Annotated in this window: 17 protein-coding genes and 1 riboswitch; of the genes, 4 read left to right on the forward strand and 13 right to left on the reverse strand. The window is 48.9% G+C overall.

Annotated elements, in window-relative coordinates:
• Nucleotides 1-26: 26 nt before the first annotated feature.
• Entirely contained in the window at nt 27-1,883 is a 1,857-nt protein-coding gene (gene uvrC / locus ACFQ0N_RS25115) for an excinuclease ABC subunit UvrC (RefSeq protein ID WP_379331485.1), read from the reverse strand.
• A gap of 136 nt (nt 1,884-2,019) precedes the next feature.
• Between uvrC and ACFQ0N_RS25120 the strand changes: the two genes are divergently transcribed.
• Entirely contained in the window at nt 2,020-2,166 is a 147-nt protein-coding gene (locus ACFQ0N_RS25120) for a YqzM family protein (protein WP_379331487.1), read from the forward strand.
• A 142-nt stretch (nt 2,167-2,308) separates the two neighbouring features.
• Here the strand turns inward: ACFQ0N_RS25120 and dnaI are convergent, their stop codons facing one another.
• The 3 genes from dnaI to ACFQ0N_RS25135 all read right to left on the reverse strand — a co-directional run bounded on the left by dnaI (nt 2,309) and on the right by ACFQ0N_RS25135 (nt 5,229).
• On the reverse strand, nt 2,309-3,262 hold the full coding sequence (dnaI, locus tag ACFQ0N_RS25125) for a primosomal protein DnaI (protein WP_379331826.1): 954 nt from the start codon (nt 3,260-3,262) through the stop codon (nt 2,309-2,311).
• Between the two features lie 28 nt (nt 3,263-3,290).
• On the reverse strand, nt 3,291-4,817 hold the full coding sequence (locus ACFQ0N_RS25130; protein WP_379331489.1) for a replication initiation and membrane attachment family protein: 1,527 nt from the start codon (nt 4,815-4,817) through the stop codon (nt 3,291-3,293).
• A gap of 106 nt (nt 4,818-4,923) precedes the next feature.
• Nucleotides 4,924-5,229 (reverse strand): YuiB family protein, encoded by a 306-nt coding sequence (locus ACFQ0N_RS25135; protein WP_379331491.1) that lies wholly within the window; start codon nt 5,227-5,229, stop codon nt 4,924-4,926.
• Between the two features lie 194 nt (nt 5,230-5,423).
• Here ACFQ0N_RS25135 and hemQ point away from each other — a divergent pair, with 194 nt between their 5' ends.
• Nucleotides 5,424-6,170: a hydrogen peroxide-dependent heme synthase gene (gene hemQ / locus ACFQ0N_RS25140; RefSeq protein ID WP_379331493.1), complete on the forward strand. Its 747-nt coding sequence runs from the start codon at nt 5,424-5,426 to the stop codon at nt 6,168-6,170.
• A 90-nt stretch (nt 6,171-6,260) separates the two neighbouring features.
• On the opposite strand, the gene ACFQ0N_RS25145 is transcribed toward hemQ, so the two are convergent.
• Both ACFQ0N_RS25145 and ACFQ0N_RS25150 read right to left on the reverse strand, forming a co-directional pair.
• A complete protein-coding gene (locus ACFQ0N_RS25145; protein WP_379331495.1) occupies nt 6,261-6,512 on the reverse strand; it encodes a hypothetical protein in 252 nt (83 codons plus the stop codon).
• Entirely contained in the window at nt 6,512-7,705 is a 1,194-nt protein-coding gene (locus ACFQ0N_RS25150; RefSeq protein ID WP_379331497.1) for an NAD(P)/FAD-dependent oxidoreductase, read from the reverse strand. The genes ACFQ0N_RS25145 and ACFQ0N_RS25150 overlap by 1 nt, the downstream gene beginning before the upstream one ends.
• 360 nt (nt 7,706-8,065) lie before the next feature.
• Here ACFQ0N_RS25150 and ACFQ0N_RS25155 point away from each other — a divergent pair, with 360 nt between their 5' ends.
• Nucleotides 8,066-9,040 carry an NAD(P)/FAD-dependent oxidoreductase gene (locus ACFQ0N_RS25155; RefSeq protein ID WP_379331828.1) on the forward strand — a complete coding sequence of 325 codons (975 nt, stop codon included), beginning with the start codon at nt 8,066-8,068 and terminating at the stop codon, nt 9,038-9,040.
• Nucleotides 9,041-9,365: 325 nt separating this feature from the next.
• Here the strand turns inward: ACFQ0N_RS25155 and sda are convergent, their stop codons facing one another.
• From sda to metE, 7 genes are all read right to left on the reverse strand, one after another.
• Nucleotides 9,366-9,509 (reverse strand): sporulation histidine kinase inhibitor Sda, encoded by a 144-nt coding sequence (sda, locus tag ACFQ0N_RS25160; protein ID WP_379331499.1) that lies wholly within the window; start codon nt 9,507-9,509, stop codon nt 9,366-9,368.
• 350 nt (nt 9,510-9,859) lie between these two features.
• A complete protein-coding gene (locus ACFQ0N_RS25165; protein ID WP_379331501.1) occupies nt 9,860-10,525 on the reverse strand; it encodes a YheC/YheD family protein in 666 nt (221 codons plus the stop codon).
• Between the two features lie 119 nt (nt 10,526-10,644).
• Nucleotides 10,645-12,627, reverse strand: coding sequence for an ABC transporter permease (locus ACFQ0N_RS25170; RefSeq protein WP_379331503.1), 1,983 nt, complete (start codon nt 12,625-12,627; stop codon nt 10,645-10,647).
• Nucleotides 12,602-13,378, reverse strand: a complete 777-nt coding sequence (locus ACFQ0N_RS25175; protein ID WP_379331506.1) for an ABC transporter ATP-binding protein — start codon at nt 13,376-13,378, stop codon at nt 12,602-12,604. The genes ACFQ0N_RS25170 and ACFQ0N_RS25175 overlap by 26 nt, the downstream gene beginning before the upstream one ends.
• 38 nt (nt 13,379-13,416) lie before the next feature.
• Complete coding sequence (locus ACFQ0N_RS25180; RefSeq protein ID WP_379331508.1) at nt 13,417-14,520, reverse strand: sensor histidine kinase; 1,104 nt, start codon at nt 14,518-14,520, stop codon at nt 13,417-13,419.
• A gap of 12 nt (nt 14,521-14,532) precedes the next feature.
• On the reverse strand, nt 14,533-15,219 hold the full coding sequence (locus ACFQ0N_RS25185; protein ID WP_379331511.1) for a response regulator transcription factor: 687 nt from the start codon (nt 15,217-15,219) through the stop codon (nt 14,533-14,535).
• Between the two features lie 105 nt (nt 15,220-15,324).
• Nucleotides 15,325-17,610: a 5-methyltetrahydropteroyltriglutamate--homocysteine S-methyltransferase gene (metE, locus tag ACFQ0N_RS25190; protein WP_379331513.1), complete on the reverse strand. Its 2,286-nt coding sequence runs from the start codon at nt 17,608-17,610 to the stop codon at nt 15,325-15,327.
• Nucleotides 17,611-17,699: 89 nt separating this feature from the next.
• Nucleotides 17,700-17,905: riboswitch (cobalamin riboswitch) on the reverse strand.
• Nucleotides 17,906-18,158: 253 nt separating this feature from the next.
• Here metE and ACFQ0N_RS25195 point away from each other — a divergent pair.
• On the forward strand, nt 18,159-18,785 hold the full coding sequence (locus ACFQ0N_RS25195) for a helix-turn-helix domain-containing protein (protein WP_379331515.1): 627 nt from the start codon (nt 18,159-18,161) through the stop codon (nt 18,783-18,785).
• The last annotated feature ends 435 nt before the right edge of the window (nt 18,786-19,220 follow it).

The raw sequence follows: 19,220 nt of genomic DNA on the forward strand, positions 1-19,220 counted from the left end.
TGGATGCAAGAACGGCTTTTTGCTTTTTACGCCTCTTCATTCAAAGCGGCAATGATTTGAGCAGCCAGCTTTTCGCCAATGGATAGCGGGCGGAAATCTTCGACAGCTGCTTCTTTCATTTTTTTGATCGATCCAAAATGCTTGAGCAGCAGCTTGCGCCGCTTTTCGCCAATACCCGGGATAGCGTCAAGACGCGAAGCCACCATCGACTTGCCTCGCTGCTCGCGATGAAACGTAATCGCAAACCGGTGTACCTCGTCCTGAATGCGCTGCAGCAAATAAAACTCCTGGCTGTCGCGGGCAAGAGGCACAATTTCCGGCGGGTCGCCAACCATCAGCTGCGCCGTTTTGTGCTTGGCATCCTTCACAAGCCCGCATACCGGCAAATATAGGCCCAGCTCATTTTCCAGCACGTCCAGGGCAGCGGAGATTTGCCCCCGTCCGCCATCGACGATGATCAGATCGGGAAGCTGCAAGCCTTCCTTCAAGACTCGTTCATAGCGCCTGCGGATGACCTCCCGCATCGTCTCATAGTCGTCCGGCCCTTGTACCGTCTTCACCTTATATTTGCGGTACTCCTTTTTATCCGGCTTGCCATCTGTAAAGACCACCATCGCCGACACCGGGTCAGTCCCCTGAATATTGGAGTTGTCAAAGGCCTCGATCCGGCCGACCGTTGCCATCCCCAGCACTTCCGCCAGCCCTTGTGCTGCGACCAGAGTCCGCTGTTCGTCGCGTTCAATCAGTCTGAACTTTTCCTCCAGCGCCATATGCGCATTTTGATTGGCCATGGCGATGACTTCCCGCTTCTGGCCGCGGCGAGGCATAAATACCTTCACCTTCAACCAGTCCGCCAGCGCTGCGCGCACGTCTTCGGCCGTATTCGCCGCTGCCGGCGCGCTGTCGTTATTTGCTCCCTCTTCCGTCACAGCCTCAGGCGGAGCAGGCAGCAGAATTTCTTTTGGAAGAGCAGGGTTTTCGCTGTAATATTGCGTTACAAAGGTGATAAAATCGTCATAAGCTTCCCCGTAATAGGGGAAACTCGTTGCCCGGCGCTCAATCAGCTTGCCTTGGCGCATATACATAATTTGCACACACATCCAGCCTTTTTCGGTTGCGAAGCCGAAGACGTCGCGATCCATAGCGTCAGACAACGTAATTTTCTGCTTTTCCATAATGGCATCGATCGCCTGTATTTGATCGCGGAATTCTTTCGCCCGTTCAAATTCCAGCTTCTCGGCGGCAGCCTCCATCTTTTGCTGCAAATTGCGCCGCACCTCTTCATGACCGCCATTCAAAAACTTCGTAATTTCCTGGACCATCGCTTCGTATGTGCCGGGAGCAATTTCCAGCTCACAAGGAGCTATACACTGGCCGATATGATAATAGAGACATACTTTATCCGGCAATGTTTTGCATTTGCGCAGCGGATAGAGCCGATCGAGCAGTTTTTTCGTCTGCTGCGCCGCAAAGGCATTCGGATAAGGCCCGAAATATTTGCCGCGGTCCTTGACGATCCGCCGCGTTACCTCTAGCTTCGGATGTTTGTCGCTTGTAATTTTTATATAAGGAAAGGTTTTGTCATCTTTAAGCAGCACATTGTAACGAGGATGATACTGCTTAATTAAATTGCATTCCAGTATTAAAGCTTCCATATTGCTTGCGGTGACAATATATTCAAAATCGCGGATTTCAGCGACTAACCGCTGCGTTTTGCCGTTATGACTGCCGTTAAAGTACGAGCGCACCCGATTTTTCAATACTTTTGCCTTGCCGACATAAATAACGGTGCCATCTGCGTTTTTCATCAAATAACAGCCGGGCTGATCTGGAAGCAGCGCAAGCTTGCTGCGAATCAGTTCGGCCGCTTCATTCTCTTTCATTCTTTCTCCTCCCAAACACCGTTTGAACAGTTTGTGAATTATTGTACCATAATTGTCACGAAGGAAGCTTTACATTTATTCATGATCTTGGGTATACTAAGATGAGCAAAATGCGCCCGAGGAGGAAGTTATACAAATGGAAAATGTTAGAGACCCCCGCGAGCACGTCAACGAGGAACCGCGCAACGACTTTTTTGATGTCGCTTTCGGTTTTGCCGGTTTCTTTGGATTTATGTTTATCGTATTCGCAGCTGCGGTCATTATCAAGTTTGTGATTTCCTAAAGAACAGCCTAAGAAGAAACGGCTGGCGCCGTCCTTGGCGACATAGACACCGACCGTCAACCGCCGGCCGGTGTCTTTTTGTTTGCATCCCGGATCCGAGCGGCTAAGCGGACCTGCGATACCTTATTTTGTGCATACAGTTTTATCGGCCGCGCTTGTTATGGCCTGTTACATGGACTACCTCCACATAGTGGCGGACCCGGTCCATTAGCCGCTGTCCCTTATGCAGTTCATCCCCGTCTTTGTTTGTGAAGCTGAAGTGCCTCTCCAGCATGTCCAAATTATAATTCGATGTATAAAAGGTCGGCTTGCGATTCATCCGGTAATTGAGTATCGCGCCCATGACATGATCTCTGACCCATGGGTTCAAATTTTCGGCCCCGATATCGTCAAAAACGAGCAGATCGGTTTCCTTCATCAATTCGACCGTTTCCTTCAATTTCCCCGGCTCATGCATTAACGCCTTCAAATCCTCGACAAACTCCGGCATGTAAACGATGGCTCCGGTATATCCCGACTTCGCGAGCTCATGCAGCATATAACACATTAAAAAGGTTTTTCCTGTACCGAAGGAACCGGCCAAATATATCCCTTTTGTTTGCAGCCCCTGCTCCTTGGTTCGATCTATATATTGCAGCACTTGCATGACCGCTTTGCTTCTTTTAAGATCATTGGTCAATATTTCATCTGCCGAATAGCCTTGCAATAATGCCCGCTCGTCTACATAAAAGCTGCGCACCCGGCTGCGGATTTGATTCTCGCTCTGGCGCGCAATTAATTTATGGCAGGCGGCTTTGCGATCCTGCAGCTGAATATCCTCTCCTATCTGCTCGCAGGAAAGTATCGTATAATGGCCTTCAAAATCGTTCGGGCAATTGTCCAGTCCCGGACAGTTTGCGCAATTGCGCTGTTCCTTGGCGTACTGGTAAATACGGTTTAAATTAACCCGAAGCATATCGCGGTCAAGCTCAGGATGCTCGGCCCAAAACTGCTGGACGATCGGGTCGGCCAATACCTCTTGCATGAGCCGCCCCGCCTCCTGAAGCGCATTTTTGCCGGCTGGCCATTGTTTGATCAAATTGCCGAGCGATTCCATCGTCATACCTCTCGCCCTCCTTCATCTATTACTTGTTGCCGTCCAGCTTGCGGGCGAGGCGCCGCATTTCCTCCAGTTCCTCCTGCGATATCGTTTCTTCCAAAACCGCGTCCTGCACAATGGCCATTGAAGGCTTGCGCCCGCGCGCCCGGCTGGTTCCCCCGGGACGAGGCACTGTTCCGGCAGATGCCGCACCGCCGCTGTGCTGCCGCATTTCCCGCTCCTGCTCCAGACGAACTTGTTCCCGTACATATTGAACCGCTTTTTCAAAAGAATCTACTTGCTTCACCAGCATATTGGAAGCAACGGCGTCTATGTAAGTTTTATTAATCCGCTGGGCATCATTCATGCCCAATACATAATGAATCAGCACATTAATTACCGAGCCGTTCAGCCGGTAATTCAGATCGATCACTTCAAATACGCGAATGATCCACTCCGGTACTGCGCCAGGAAAAAAACGGGCCAGAAAGCGCGTATGCGGCTCGTTGCGCATTAACATATTATATTGATGAATATCGCATCTGTCCGCCAGCTGCCCCGGAACATCCAGATAGTATTCCGAAGCCACCGCCATTTCCTCAGGCGGCTCGTCCAATTCCGCCGTCTCATTGCCGCCACTTTCGGAAGCGGCAGCCGATCTGGCCATCATCCGCTGGCGCTCCCCTTCACGCTTGCGGTCCTGACGATACATCTGGCTGGCACGCAGCTGCAGCTCATCCACCATCAGCTCTCCGCGCGGATTAAAAACGCCGTCCTCATCCAGCAAGCGGCATAAATCTATTACAGCTAGATTATATTTGTAGGCGACATAATTCAATTGCGCCATCTGATTGTCATCGCCGCGCAGCCGCTCTACAAATTTGCGATTGGCCGAGTTGCGGGGAAAGCGGCTGATCACCTCTCCATATTGAATGCCAGCCGTCTCAAGCGGCGGCGTATGCGCGACATTGCGCGCCGGTGCCACTTCCGCCAGTGCCTGCTCCAGCTCTGTATCGACAGACTGGGCATTCAGACGGAAAAGCTCATAGAACGGCACTGTAATATTATCGCGCTGCAGCTCGGCTCCCGCCAGCTCGTCGGCTTCCTTGGCGTAAAAGGATTCGCGCAAGGAAATAACCGCATATTTGCCTACTTTATCGCGAAGCAGCAGCATCAAATGCGGATTGCGGAAAAACTCCTCCGGCGACAGCGGCTTTACCAGCTCGTATTCATAAACAAAATCGTCGCTATCCGGCACGCCAAGCCGTGAAGTCTGCAGCAAGCCCACCGCCTCCAGTCTGGAAGCATTGTCTATCAGCTCCTGCCGATCCCTCTCATGCATCTCAAGTCCGAGGCCAAGCAGCAGTTTACGCTGCGCCTCCAATGGAGAATAGCCCAAATAATCGTCTGCGATTTGCTGATATAAATAATGGTACAAGCTTGCGGCAAAGGCACCGATCATCGGCTGGTAAATAAGGCTGATCATTTTGCGGTCTACTGCACTTAATGAAAAATCGCGAAAAATATAATAACGATGATGCTCTGTAAATTGATGCAAATGACCGATCCGCATCTTGCTGACACTCCATCCCAAAATACTTTCTACTATTTTAACATACTTTGACCCTCTCTCGTAAAAAAGAAAATTCCCCCATCAGGAGGAATTTTCAGCTTCATGTTTAGAACATTTTGTATCCGCCGCGGCGCAAAGCCCGAATAGTCGCACCGCTTACATAAGCGCCGACAAGCGCTCCGACCGCCGGTAAAATATCGACGAAGGTAAAAGCGGTAAAATTGCCGATGAAGGTGCGGTCCTTGTCCCAGGTTTGCCATATGAAAACCGGCAGCAGCACAAATATAAATAAGTATATCGGAAACCAGGTCGTCTTGAGCAGCATATTTAAAATAAACCCGATTCCAAACATCATCACAAAAAATAATACAGTCGCAATTACGAGCTGCAGGATGTCAACATCCGTATTCATCGTCTATTTTCCCCTTTCGCTACGAATAGTTTAGTAGATGGCGGGAAGGAAGTCAATTCACCAAATTAACTGTCACAAGTCCGTCATTTGCTCTTGCTCGCATGCGTAAGTTACAATGAGAATAATCGTCAATTGGAGCACACTATTTACAAAAATAAGGGCCTTTGTCCCTTGATCAAAGGAGCGACAGATCTATGAGTGAAGCAGCACAAACTTTAGAAGGCTGGTATGCCCTTCATGATTTCCGGTTGATCGACTGGAAAGCCTGGAGAGCGGCAGATGAACATACACGCAATGCAGCGCTGGACGAGCTTCGCGCCTTTTTGCATGATTGGCAGGCAATTGAAGATGCAGGCATCGGCAGTACTGCTGTCTATTCGGTCGTAGGGCAGAAGGCTGATTTTGTTACGATGCACCTGCGCGAATCGCTGGAGGAATTGAATGCCATCGAAACAGCATTTAATAAAACCGCTTTTGCCGGATTTACAATTCCCGTCTATTCCTATGTCAGCATTGTTGAGCTTAGCAATTACATGGCGCCTCCAGGCACTGATCCGATGCAAAATCCGGACATTTTGGCACGCCTCAAGCCGCGTCTGCCGAAAGCAGGCCATATTTGCTTCTATCCGATGAACAAGCGCCGTGAAGGCAACGACAACTGGTATATGCTCAGCATGGATGAGCGCCGTTCGTTAATGCGCAGCCACGGCATGATCGGCCGCAAATATGCCGGCAAGGTAAAACAAATTATTACCGGCTCCGTCGGCTTTGACATGTGGGAGTGGGGCGTTACGCTGTTCGCAGACGATGCGCTGCAATTTAAAAAGCTTGTATACGAAATGCGCTTTGACGAAGTGAGCGCACGCTATGGCGAATTTGGCGATTTTTATATCGGCAATCTGCTGACAGGCGACAAGGTCGATGCTTTATTTGCGTTGTAATCTAGGGCGATTAGCCGCGGAACGAAATCCGCAAAAAATGAAAAGCAAGCTCCGCACACAGTACAACTGATTAGCGGAGCTTGCTTTCTATTATTCGTTTTCTTGTTCCAGCAAACGTTTGGCTTCCAGATAAGCTTCAGTCTGCCGGTCGCGCTCGCGGCTCTTCTCCTTTAACCGCTCGATTGCCGGCAAGATGAGGATATCGACCTCTTTTTGTATCGTGTACGCCAGATCATGGCGGTTTTCCGCTTCCAGATAAGAGCCGACTTCCATTAAAGCATTATAGCGGTCCAGCTCGTCGCGCGTCAGCAGTCCTCTCACTTGTACACTGCAATGCCGCATCAGAAAAACTTCCCTTTGCGCAGCACCAGCGGAATGCCGCCAATAATGAACAAATAACGAAGATCGATCAGCTTTTTCAACCAAGCTGCCGAGCTGCCTTTATACTTTTTGCCGAACGCGATTCCGACTGCCTCGCCTTTGCCGAGAGATGCGACTGTACCTTTATTTTTAAATTCGAATACTTTAGGCGGTTGATTGCGGATTGCCGCTACCAGATTATGCGCACATACAACGCCTTGCTGCATCGCGATTTGCGCTGTAGGCGGGTATGGCTTGCCCTCCGGGTTGAACATAAGCGAGTTGTCCCCGACGACATAAATATTCTCATGTCCGGGCACACGCAAAAATTCGTCAATTTTTACACGGCCGCGCATCGTTTCAATTCCGGCTTCCTCCACCAGACGGTTGCCTCTGACGCCTGCCGCCCAAATGACAGTCGCGGCGCGGATCTCTTCGCCTTCGCCCACAATAACGCCATCAGGGGTGCATTCTTTAATCGCTGTACCGATACGGAATGTAACCCCCTTCTTAGTAAGAACCTCCATAGCGTACTCGACAAGCTCAGGATCAAAGCCTGGAAGCGCTGTTGGCGCCGCTTCTATATTATAGAGCTTTACTAGCTGCGGATCGACATCGAATTGCTTGCACAATTCAGGAATGCGGTCGGCAAGCTCGCCTACAAATTCAATGCCTGTAAATCCGGCGCCCCCTACGACGAAGGTCAAATAATCGGTCCGATGCGGCTCGCGCTTATAACGGGCAAATTGATACTCGATATGTTCGCGAATGAGCCGTACGGAGTTGATGCTGCGGATGTTCATGGCATAATCCAGCATGCCCGGAATTCCGAATGTTTCCGGTTCGCCGCCGACGCCGATGACCAAATAGTCGTAAGACAAGGTGCCATCCTCCAAAATGACCTTCTTGTCTTGCGTTCGAATTTGCACTACAGTAGATTTCACGAAATCAATTTTAAATTCATCGATTAATTTAGAGATGCTTACGCGAGCATTCTCCGCTTTATCTGTACCGGCTGCCGGCATATGCAAATGTGTTGTAATATAATGATAGTCATGCTTATTTACAAGCGTTACATCAGCTTCGTTGTAATTTAGCTCTTTTTGCAGGCGCAGGGCAGTCAAAATCCCCCCGTAGCCAGCTCCCAGTATGACAATCTTTGGTATGTTGCTCATCGCAGAATCCCATCCATTCCTATTCGTTTGACTGTGTGAAAAATTACACAATCGAAAACAATAAGTCTATTTTTCTGTTTATAATTAAGGATGCAGTCTTTATGCGCGGGAATCAAGCTGCGCTAAAAACTCACCATAATATAGCCGAAATTGTTGCATAATCGACAGACTATGCTTTAATATCTCACATAATACAAATTTTTCGTTGAAAGTTCAAGGGTAAAATATACGAAAAACTTTAGAATAACGTACAATTTTATTTCCTTATGACGACGCAAAAAGCTATAATAGTCTTTATGGACTACAATAATTTTTTAATTCGGAGGTGCACTCGTGTCCAACGTACAAGCAGAAGAAGCAATGGATGATATTGTCATTATCGGTGGAGGTCCTGCCGGCATGTTTGCCGCTTTTTACGCAGGTATGCGTCAGGCTTCAGTCAAAATAATCGAAAGTATGCCCCAGCTCGGCGGACAGTTAGCCGCGCTTTATCCTGAGAAATATATATATGATGTCGCAGGCTTTCCGAAAGTGACGGCCCAAGAGCTTGTGGAGCAGTTAAAAAAACAAATGCAGCTGTTTAAATCCACAATTTGTCTGGAAGAAAAAGTAGTTGAGGTGAAGAAGCTCGGCGAGCGTTCCTTCTCGATTATTACCGATAAGACGACGCACTATGCAAAATCAGTCATTATTACAGCTGGCGTCGGCGCCTTCGCACCGCGGCGGCTCGATCTGCCGGAAGCGGCCAAATTCGAAAAAATCAATTTGCATTACTTTGTTAACGATCTTCAGCAATTCAAAGGGCTGCATGTATTAATTACCGGGGGCGGAGATTCCGCCGTGGACTGGTCGCTTATGCTGGAGCCCATTGCGGCAAGCGTTACGCTTGTCCATCGCCGCGACCGTTTCCGCGCTCATGAGCACAGTGTCGAGCAGCTGCACAATTCTGCCGTTAAAATAATGACGCCTTATGAAATTACGAAGCTGCATGGCGATCAGCACATCGAAAAAGTGACCTTGCAGCACGCCAAATCGATGGAGGAAACCGAAATTCCTGTCGATGCGGTTATCGTTAACTTCGGCTTCGTCTCTTCTCTGGGCCCGATATCCGAATGGGGGCTTCATATTGAGAACGGATCAATTGTCGTCGATTCGCGAATGGAGACGAATATTCCCGGTATTTTTGCCGCAGGCGACATTACGACATATCCCGGCAAGCTGAAGCTGATCGCTGTCGGTTTCGGCGAAGCGCCTACCGCCATCAATAACGCCAAAGTGTATATCGATCCAACAGCGAAATTATCGCCTGGCCACAGCAGCAATATGAAGCTTTAAGTTCATTAGAAAAACAGGGTATCCTTATCTCCAAGCGCGTGGCTGCAGCCATACAGCATAAGAAAAGGATACCCTATTTATGTTATATGATGTTCCATCTGCGAATGGAGTGGAAATAAACTCATAGCTGCCGGACCGTCCAGTAACTCCATAAGACCAGCTTGCAATCGGAGTCGCCTCCAGTAAAGTGGAAACGAATAAGTGAATCATCATGAACGGCATATAGTAAATGTCTGGAGTGCTAACTCAAAAAGAAAGGTTAAAGACTGCTTAAAAGGTAGGTTAGTGTGCATCTTGTTGCCTCATACCGGGAAAACATAAAAACTTATGCAGAGTACCGGTAATTGTCAGGGTTGATCTGCCTGCGCTCTATTTCAATTGCAAGCAGTTGAATGAAATCAGACTCCAATTTGAATTGTAAGGCAGCATGATAAGCATCAACTAGCTGCTCGTCAGACAGCATCTCCATCGTTCACACCCCTTTCCTATTTCTTCCTAGTTCATCTTATCATCTCTCTTAATAGAGAACAAGCGTTCCGATTATCCACAACCCTTTGTGGACAGCATGTGTGTATGTTGTGGGTAAATAGCAAATAAACAGTAATATCAATGAGGATAATGTGGATAGGGTTATACACAGCCCTGGCTCGAGCGTGTGCAATAAAAAACTTTAATGATTGTCTATAAACCTATCAACCAAATATATTAAACGTCATTAAGCTTGAAATTTCGGCGGTCATCGCCTTATTTTCCAACATTCTGCAAATAAACGGGCTCGCTATTCGTCGATTTGACACACTTAATAGCCAGCCCGTTCCTTTATTGTGGTCTTGTATTAACTTCAAAGATCCATATCTTTCCGCTGTTGTCAATGCCAAAGTCGAATCCGAGCTGCCCAATGCCGGGATAACGCCCTTCCAGCACCTGAGTCGACAGCCGTGTCAGCTCGCGCATTTCGCGTTTTTTACTTGTTACGGCTTTCGGTGAGAAGGAGCGGCGGATGCCCTCTGACCCCGCCATCATTGTACCTCCGCGGCTCAGATTGGTAACGAATAAGCCCGGACGGGCAAGCCGGCCGACGATCGCCCTTATTTTCCATTTCCCATCTTCTTTTTTTACATATTTGACCCGATAATCAATCGGCCGGCCGTCAATAGTCGCCAAATGAATGCCTTTTTGAATGATATAGCTTTTCCCTTTGCGCAATCTATTCAACGATTTGTACAATCCGTTAAAGGAAGAGAAATGCTTCTTCTGTGCATAGTAGGTATGAGCATAGCCGCTTCCTTCCTTGGTTACCTTAATAACGCCGTGTCCGCCGGCCCCCCTGACCGGCTTTACGACAACCATTCTATGCGTATTCAACATCTTGCGCAAATTGAATGAGTTGAACATCCTTGTTGGTGGAATATGCGGAGCGACTCTCTCTTGTGACAGCAACGCTTCTGTTTTTGCCCACTTGCTTGCCAACTGTCTTCCATCCATATGGCTTTCTCCTTTCAAACTGATTCTACATAGATAGCATATGTCTGAGAGACAGTTATCTCTTGGATGATCGTCCGTTATTAGCGTTAAAAAGCAAAAACCATCAAACGCCTTATTTTTCATATCGGCGCGATGGTTTGTTTCATCCGTTTATTGTATGCAGCAAAGGTGATTAGGAAATAGAGTGTCTGCAGCAGCAAATAAATAAATGTTACTACCGCTGTATATTTCAGTGTGCTTGAACCGATAAAATTGCTTAGTGATTTCATAGCAAAAAAGGTATGCACGAAACCAAGCAAAATCGGTACATAGAACAGGATGCCGATCTGTACCCCAACGATCCGCCCAATTTCCCCTGATGTCATCCCCATTCTTGCCAATGCGCGGAATTGCTCCTCATCGTCTTTCATTTCTGTAAACAATTTAAAATAGAGCATACTGCCGGAAGCGATAAAACAGAGCAGACTGATAAACAAGCCGACAAATAAAGTGAGCACCGTCATCTCCTGCAGCGCCCGGTAACTGTCAATACGGTCTGTATATATATGCTCGCTGTGATTGGACGACATCGCATCCTTGGCCCGTTCAACCGTTAATTGCGCCGCTGTCCAATCGACAGGCTCAAAGCTGTACATACGGAATTGTTCTTCCAGCGGAACGGCCTGATGCAGCTGTTCAAATTGGTCATCGTTTATAACGAGAACGTAGCTAAACGGTCCCAGCGGCTGAATGACCGGGCTGAAACGCGTTTCGACCAGCTGCAGCGTCAGACGGTTGCCCTTTATCTGCATTTCCAATGGCGTTAGCAGTTCCCTTGCTGACGTATACGTCCCCCCGTACGGATTTATAAACACTGCTTGCCCGGCTTCAAGCTGCAGCGGGGCGGCAATTGCCGCCGTCTCCGCTGCTCGATTGTAGTCAGACACGGAGATGGCCGCCGCATACTTTTCTATGCGTTTCATCCACTCCGCCGAAGCTTTTTTACCGGAAAGTTCTGCATTTGCAGCGGTAAGGTGATCGATTTTAATTCCTGTCGTCTCCAGCATATACCTAAGCTGTCTGCCATCCTCTGCAAATATCGATTCGATAACAGCCGGATCCGCTACCTCATGCCGGTCCAGGCCGCGCTCGTAATAGCTGAATGTTTGCGGATTATTTTGCAGCAGCTCCTTTTGCCCGGTTTCCGAAACGACGTAAAATGTGCCTGAAGCCGTCAACACGGTCGCACTCAACAGAGCGACCACAAAAAAAATCGTCGCATTATCTCGCAATTTATAAACAAGCTGCGAAACTATGATTAAATTGGTGCGCTTATAGTAAATCCGCTTCCTCCGCTGCAAAAAGTGAAGCAGTATGATGCTGCCTTGCGTAAACAGAAAATAAGAACCTATTGTCACCAATCCCATTATCGGCAGCACCAGCAAAATAAAATTATCGCCGTTTAAATTCCAGGCCATCGAATAGCAGGCGAAAAGGGACAGCAGGGCAAGCATCGCCAGCCACAAGGATGCTCCCGGCAGCACTCTCGCTTTTTGCGCTGAACGCAAAAAATCAATGATCTCCAGCTTTTTCAGCCGGGCGCATGACCAGATTGACAGCAGCTGGAATAAAGCCATATAACCGATTGCCGTAAGGAGCACGGCGCGCAGCGGCACAACAAACTCAAGCGTCCGGCCCGCATGAAGAAGCAGCGCGATGATCATGAAAAACAGCTTGCTGAACAAAATTCCGATTCCAGTCCCCACAATAATCGCCAAAACTGCAAGTACCGTATTTTCCAGCATAATCATCCGTCTCAGCTGGTTGCGCGTCATGCCGTACAACGTCAGCAGTCCGAACTCTTTTTGCCGCGTTTTTAGAAAGGCTGCGTTGGCATAAAGGACGAAAAAAAAGGAAAATACAGCTACGATGACTTGACAGACCGCCATCGCCTTGCGCACATTGTCGGCAGATCTAAAATGACCGTTAATGACATCCGGATGGTAGACGAACGCCCCGTATACGTAAAAAATAAAAACTGCAAACACGCTGCTCAAAAAAAAGGCGCTGTACGCCCGCCAGTTTCCTTTCAGCGCACTAAGCGCGAGTGATCGGAATGTCATCGAAATTGCCTCCCAGTACGCTCAGTGCATCCAAAATATGCTGAAAAAACAGCTGGCGATTCGAGCCGCGGCGAATTTCCGAAAAAAATTTCCCATCCTTAATGAAGACGATGCGCCGGCAATAGCTTGCCGCAAAAGGATCATGTGTAACCATGATAATCGTCGCCCGCCTCGTCTCATTGAGCAGCTTGAGTGATTCCATAACGTCTTTGGCCGCTTTTGAATCCAAATTGCCTGTCAGTTCGTCGGCAAGCAGCAATGACGGCTGATGAATGATTGCTCTCGCAATTGCCGCGCGCTGCTGCTGGCCGCCCGATACTTCATAGGTTCGTTTATCCAGCAAAGCTGAAATTCCCAGCAGCTCGGCGCAAGGAAGCAGCCGCGACTCAATATCTTTTACCGCCATCCCTTCCAATACAAGCGGCAGTACAATATTTTCTTTTATTGACAAGGTGTCCAGCAAATTAAAATCCTGAAAAATAAACCCGAGCTCCTGGCGCCGGAAAAGAGCAAGCTCCTTCTCAGATAACGACATGACGTTGACGCCGCCCAGCTCTATCGTTCCCGTTGTCGGCTTATCGATCGTCGCCAGTAAATTAAGCAAGGTGGTCTTGCCGCTGCCCGAGGGTCCCATAATACCGATAAACTCGCCGGGGAGCACCTCCAGATTAACATCCTGCAGCGCCCGGTGCGTGACATGTCCCCGGCTGGTGTATGTTTTGCTCAGCGCCGTTGCTTTCAGCATATGCATTTCTACCGCCTCCTTCCTTGCGACGCAGCGCTCCCGCATTAGGTCATTTGCTGCCGATGCAAGCTTTTGCCGGCGAAGGTCACCGTTACTGTCGTCCCTTCATCCGGAACTGAATGCACATGCAGTTCGTGCCCAAGCTTGCTGCATACTTGCTTTGTCAAATAGAGCCCCATTCCTGTCGATTCCTCGACAAGCCGGCCATTTTGCCCGGTGTAGAAAGGATCGAAAATTCGCGGCAATTCATATTCCGCTATTCCTATGCCTTCATCCGCGACAAGCAGGCTCACCTCGCCTTGCTCATGCTGCTTGATCTGTACAAGCAGCTTCTTTGCTCCAGGCTTGAGCTTGCTGTATTTGATCGCATTGGCCACAAGCTGATGCAAAATAAAAGTCATCCACTTCTCATCAGTCTCGGCTTGGCCCTCTCCTTCGATATGCGGGTAAATCATATGCTTGATACAGAGCCGCTTATAAGTATTGACCACTTGTCTGGCCAACTTATGCAAATCAACGCGGCGCACATGAAGATCAAGCTCGAACTTTTCCAGCCTTGCCGTATACAGCATCAAATCCAGCCCGCGCGATAGCCGCTCCGCCTCTTCGCGAATGCTGCCAAAATCCGCCGACAGGCTGGAGCTGTCGCGCGCAAGATGATCCTGCCCCTGCTGGGCAATGAGATCGATAACCGAGATAGGCGTCTTCATCTGATGCACCCATTGATGCACAAAATGCTGATGCATCTCCTGCAGCCGGTGATGCCCCTCCAGCTCCTCCATGAACGCTTCATACTGCGCTTTCAGCAGCTGCTGTACCGCCAGCTGGTCTTGCGTTACTCCCGCTCGCACCCTCATAGCGGCATCCAGCTCGGATACATGGCGCCTGGCTTCATCTAATTGCTGATAGTAAGTGCGCTGCTTGGAGTAGTCATAACTTAGCCAAATCAATAGAAAGAAGATGGCCAGCAAGCCTGCGTACAGATAGGTCGGCCACTCCATTGACTCTGGGTCCCTCATGACACTTAGAACAAGCACCGTCTCCGACAAAAGCAGTGCTGCAACAAAAGCAATCATATATGCGAAGCGGTCGCGCAAATATTGCAGCGGCTTTACGCTCCGACTCCCTTCACCTTTATCCCGCTTCATCCTTCCGCCCCTCTAGATAACCAGCTTGTAGCCATGCCCTCTTACCGTTTCGATCACGCCCGGCAGGCCAAGCTCTTCTAATTTCCGCCGCAATCTTGTTACATTAACTGTCAGCGTATTGTCATCGACAAACTGCACATCATCCCAAAGCGTCTCCAGCAGGCGCTCGCGGGAAACGACCTGCCCGGCATGCGTCAGCAAGCATTCCGCCAGCAGGCATTCGTTTTTGGTCAGAGGGGCGATTTGCCCGCTCCACTCCAATTCGCTCTGGCTTAAGTGAAGCTTCAGGCCGCCGGTCTCAGGCTCTGACGATGCAGAAGCTATTACCGCATATTCGCCATATGCCCGGCGCAGCAGCCCCTTGATCTTGGCAAGCAGCAAATCTAGCGGGATCGGCTTCGTAATATAATCGTCCCCGCCATTCTCGATGGCCATTACTTGATCCATCTCGCCTGAGCGAGCGGAAACGAACAAGATCGGCGCACTCGTCACAGTACGGAATTGCCGGCACCAATAATAGCCGTCAAAATGCGGCAAATGAATATCCAATAAGATGAGGTGCGGCTCTGTCTCAATGACCTCCTTCTTTAAATCATCCATCTGCATCGCCCGCAGCGGCTCAAGGCCGTATTTGCTCAGTGATTGCTTCAACAGCTCACCGATTTTATCATCATCCTCAATAATTAAAATCCGATACAACGTCCCATCCCCCGCTTCACCGCTTCTCGTCGCTATTATATCACAAGGTTCGGCCGCAACAAAAAGCGCATCCTCCCGCAATTGGGAAGATGCGCCCCGTCGACCTTAGTGATATTTGGCTCTGGCGAGCTTTGTCGCCTCAACCATATTGCGCAGCGATTCGACCGTCTCCGCCCGTCCGCGCGTCTTCAAGCCGCAGTCCGGATTAATCCAGAACAATGCCGGATCAAGCACTTTAAGCGCACGATCGATCATCTCTGTCATTTCGGCAACGGGCGGGATGCGCGGGCTATGAATGTCATAGACGCCAAGCCCGATGCCTTTGTCGTAAACATTTTCTTCGAAGCTATGAATCATTTCACCGTGGCTGCGGGACGTCTCGATCGAGATAACGTCTGCATCCAGCGCTTTAATGGCATCGATCATATCGTGGAATTCGCAATAGCACATATGCGTATGAATTTGCGTTGCATCGGCAACCGTGCAGGTAGCCATCTTGAACGCATTGACCGCCCAGTCCAAATACGCGGCATGATCCGCCGCCTTGAGCGGCAAACCTTCGCGAAGCGCAGGCTCGTCGACCTGGATCATCCCGATGCCCGCTTGCTCGAGCGCTTCAACCTCTTTGCGCAGCGCGTAAGCAATCTGATAGGCGACCTGCTCGCGCCCAATATCCTCGCGGACAAACGACCAGTTCAAAATCGTAATCGGTCCAGTCAGCATTCCTTTTACCGGCTGCTTCGTTAATGATTGCGCATAGACAGTTTCCTCTACCGTCATCGCTCCGCTATAGGCAACATCGCCGTAAATAACCGGAGGCTTCACGCAGCGCGAGCCGTAGGATTGTACCCAGCCATATTGCGTAAAAGCGAACCCGGCCAGCTTCTCGCCGAAAAATTCGACCATATCGGTACGTTCAAACTCGCCATGCACGAGGACATCCAGCCCGATCTCTTGCTGCAGCGCGATCCATATATCGATTTGCTCCCGAATGAACGAACGATATTGCTCCGCGCTCCATTCGCCTTTGCGCCATTTTTGTCTGGCTTGCCGTACCTCCAGCGACTGCGGGAAGCTTCCGATGGTCGTTGTCGGCAGCAGCGGCAGCTTCCAGGCTTCCTGCTGCACAAGATGGCGCTCTGCGAATGGCTGATTGCGGCCTGTCGATTCGGACTGCATGACGTCAACAGCTTGCTGAATATCTTTCCGGTTGCGCTCTGGCGAGTTTTTCAATGCAGATAACGCCTGCTCGTGCTTCGCAATAACGCCCGCAATAGCGTCCCGCCCTGCAGCTGCGCCAATAGCAAGTGCAGATAGCTCCGCAAGCTTCTCATCGGCAAATGCCAGCGCCCCCAGCAGCTCCGGCGCCAGCTTCGCCTCGCGCGCCGTTGTTACCGGCACATGCAGCAGGCTGCAGGATGTCTGCACAATGAGCCGCTCCTTGGCAACAAATTGGCTAATTTGCTCCAGCAGAGCAAGCTTTTCATTCAAATCCGCACGCCAAATTCCGCGTCCATCAATCAGGCCGGCACCTAGTGTTTTATCTGCCGGAAATCCATGAGCGGCCAAAGAGGCAATATTGCCTTGCCCCCCATGCACAAAGTCTAAACCGATGCCCGCTACCGGCAAGTTAACAATAGCTTTGTAATGCTCAGCGGCCTCGAAATACGTTTGCAGCATAATTTTCACTTGCGGCGCAGCCTGATGCAGTGCCGCGTAGATGCGCTGCAAGCGTGCGATATCCTGCTCGTCTGCCGACTGCACAACAATCGGCTCATCGATTTGCACCCATTCAACGCCTTCCTCCTGCAGCTCCTGCAGCAATTGCCCATAAAGCGGAAGCAATCGGTCAACCCAACTGTCCAGATCGGCGGCTGCATAACCTTTGGACAGCTTGAGGAATGTTAACGGTCCGACCAATACTGGCTTGCCTTCAATCCCAAGCTCATCTTTAGCCTCACGATACGCAATAAGCGGCTTGTTTTCTGTTAATACCGGGTTCGCATCCTGCAGCTCGGGTACGATATAATGATAATTTGTATTGAACCATTTGGTCATTTCGCTGGCTGCCGCCCCTTGTGTACCCCGGGCAATTGCATAGTAGGTTGCCAGCGGAACCTGGCCGCCCTCGTAAGAAAACCGCTTTGGCACGATCCCAAACATCGCAGCTGTATCCAATATATGATCATATAGACTAAAGTCACCGACCGGAATCAGGTCAATGCCTGCAGCCCGCTGCTTTTGCAAATGCTGTAAGCGAATTTGCTTCAACTGCGCGGTAAAGTCTGCTTCATTCAGCTTGCCTGCCCAGAACGCCTCAAGCGCCTTTTTCCACTCCCGGTCTGCGCCAATGCGCGGATAACCCAATACACTACTTTTCACTTTTGCCATGCTGCTTCTCCTCCACCATTTTTTCTAAACTTTGCTTCATTCGCTTGGTGGCTGTCATCTTTAACACTTCCCTATCCTCCGTAGGTCCAGCAGTGTCGACAGAACAGGCAGGTCTCCTGGCTCCGTAATCATTGCCCAATCCGCCAGCCTTCCCAGCCTGCAAATAATAGCTAGTGGCATCACATCATACGTATTGAACTCCTACGTTACAGTGGCGGGACCGCGCCGGTCTTACACCGGACTTCCCTTTTAAGCGTCGAATTACATCCGGCACACCTATTCCCACTTATGCGATTGTGTTACTCATATTGAAAACAGTACATGATAACGCATTATAATTCAATTTCCCATTTACCATAGCTAGTTATAGCGTAATGCTATAACCGACTAATTTAGTAGGAATTAGTGAATTTAAAAAAACCGCATTTTCTGTGCAAATATAAGGCCTTGCAACCGCAGGTTGCGGAAGTTCAAGGCCGATTTGGTGGATTGCTACCGGGAAAGCACCTATAATTAAGGCACACAAAACCATATAAGGGGAATTGAAAATGACGTTGGGCGAAAAGATCAAACAGCTTAGAAAACAAAAAGGAATGTCACAAGAACAATTAGCGGCTCACATGACCGTATCAAGACAAGCGGTTTCAAAATGGGAATTAGGCGAGTCCATGCCGGATACGGATAATATCGTGCAATTAAGTAAACTGTTCGAGGTGTCTACCGATTACTTGCTAAAAGAGAATACAGAAATCCCTATTGAAATAAAATCAGATGTAAAACCTGATGTAAAATCAACCATATACTCTTCCGGCATATGGGCTGTCATTTCTTTAGGCATTATTTTAGTGGGCTTAGTTATTGTCATCGTGGGATGGCGAACGTGGCAAACGATGGTTCCCGTTGGATTAGGAGTTTTAGTAGAATTAGCAGGTTGTATCTTTTTTACGGTGTTATACGCTTCAACCGCGGCAAAAGAGCAAGCAGCAAATAAACGAAAAAAGTTATATACGATTGGCGCATGGCTGATGCTGCCTGTTCCTGTATGTATATTCGTATTTAGCGCCTTCCATTTCTATCCGCGCCCGTATAGTTACTTTGCACCGTATGTTTCATCTTTCACTTTATATATTGTAGTGGCGATAATTGCGACAAGTATCTTGCAAAAAAGGATGTAAAGTAATTCTGCTTCGTCGAATAAGCATGAATAATCGAATCAAGTTCATTGCACCATAACAGGGAAAGGTTTGCGGTACAATTGTTGTATAATATAGAACATTCGCACCCGCATTGATCTCGACTTCCTTTACCCCAAAACTAACTGGATTTTATGTAGGTATATACGCCAGAACAGACGAATTTGCAGGTCTAACTGGAAATCATCCAGCTAGTTTGGGCCAAATCGACTCTACCCATCTCTAACTCCCATTCTACCTGTAGGTTTTCCATCTAATCCGGCTATCTAACGAACAAAACAAAAAACGAACTGTAGAAAATCCATTTAGTCCACCAATATAAATAAATTCCCAGTAAAATAGAGCTACAAACCAAATCCCATATTGTGGTAAATCAATAGACTCCGCATTTTACGGCGACGATAGGAGGAAATTTAC

Origin of the sequence: Paenibacillus sp. GCM10027626, from assembly GCF_042676285.1 — a bacterium.
GTDB lineage: Bacteria > Bacillota > Bacilli > Paenibacillales > Paenibacillaceae > Paenibacillus_Z.

Excerpts from the sequence above, each read along its gene's own strand:
- uvrC (WP_379331485.1), bottom strand. The coding sequence starts at position 1,883 with ATGAAAGAGAATGAAGCGGCCGAACTGATTCGCAGCAAGCTTGCGCTG.
- ACFQ0N_RS25120 (WP_379331487.1), top strand. The coding sequence starts at position 2,020 with ATGGAAAATGTTAGAGACCCCCGCGAGCACGTCAACGAGGAACCGCGC.
- dnaI (WP_379331826.1), bottom strand. The coding sequence starts at position 3,262 with ATGGAATCGCTCGGCAATTTGATCAAACAATGGCCAGCCGGCAAAAAT.
- ACFQ0N_RS25130 (WP_379331489.1), bottom strand. The coding sequence starts at position 4,817 with ATGCGGATCGGTCATTTGCATCAATTTACAGAGCATCATCGTTATTAT.
- ACFQ0N_RS25135 (WP_379331491.1), bottom strand. The coding sequence starts at position 5,229 with ATGAATACGGATGTTGACATCCTGCAGCTCGTAATTGCGACTGTATTA.
- hemQ (WP_379331493.1), top strand. The coding sequence starts at position 5,424 with ATGAGTGAAGCAGCACAAACTTTAGAAGGCTGGTATGCCCTTCATGAT.
- ACFQ0N_RS25145 (WP_379331495.1), bottom strand. The coding sequence starts at position 6,512 with ATGCGGCATTGCAGTGTACAAGTGAGAGGACTGCTGACGCGCGACGAG.
- ACFQ0N_RS25150 (WP_379331497.1), bottom strand. The coding sequence starts at position 7,705 with ATGAGCAACATACCAAAGATTGTCATACTGGGAGCTGGCTACGGGGGG.
- ACFQ0N_RS25155 (WP_379331828.1), top strand. The coding sequence starts at position 8,066 with ATGGATGATATTGTCATTATCGGTGGAGGTCCTGCCGGCATGTTTGCC.
- sda (WP_379331499.1), bottom strand. The coding sequence starts at position 9,509 with ATGGAGATGCTGTCTGACGAGCAGCTAGTTGATGCTTATCATGCTGCC.
- ACFQ0N_RS25165 (WP_379331501.1), bottom strand. The coding sequence starts at position 10,525 with ATGGATGGAAGACAGTTGGCAAGCAAGTGGGCAAAAACAGAAGCGTTG.
- ACFQ0N_RS25170 (WP_379331503.1), bottom strand. The coding sequence starts at position 12,627 with ATGACATTCCGATCACTCGCGCTTAGTGCGCTGAAAGGAAACTGGCGG.
- ACFQ0N_RS25175 (WP_379331506.1), bottom strand. The coding sequence starts at position 13,378 with ATGCATATGCTGAAAGCAACGGCGCTGAGCAAAACATACACCAGCCGG.
- ACFQ0N_RS25180 (WP_379331508.1), bottom strand. The coding sequence starts at position 14,520 with ATGAAGCGGGATAAAGGTGAAGGGAGTCGGAGCGTAAAGCCGCTGCAA.
- metE (WP_379331513.1), bottom strand. The coding sequence starts at position 17,610 with ATGGCAAAAGTGAAAAGTAGTGTATTGGGTTATCCGCGCATTGGCGCA.
- ACFQ0N_RS25195 (WP_379331515.1), top strand. The coding sequence starts at position 18,159 with ATGACGTTGGGCGAAAAGATCAAACAGCTTAGAAAACAAAAAGGAATG.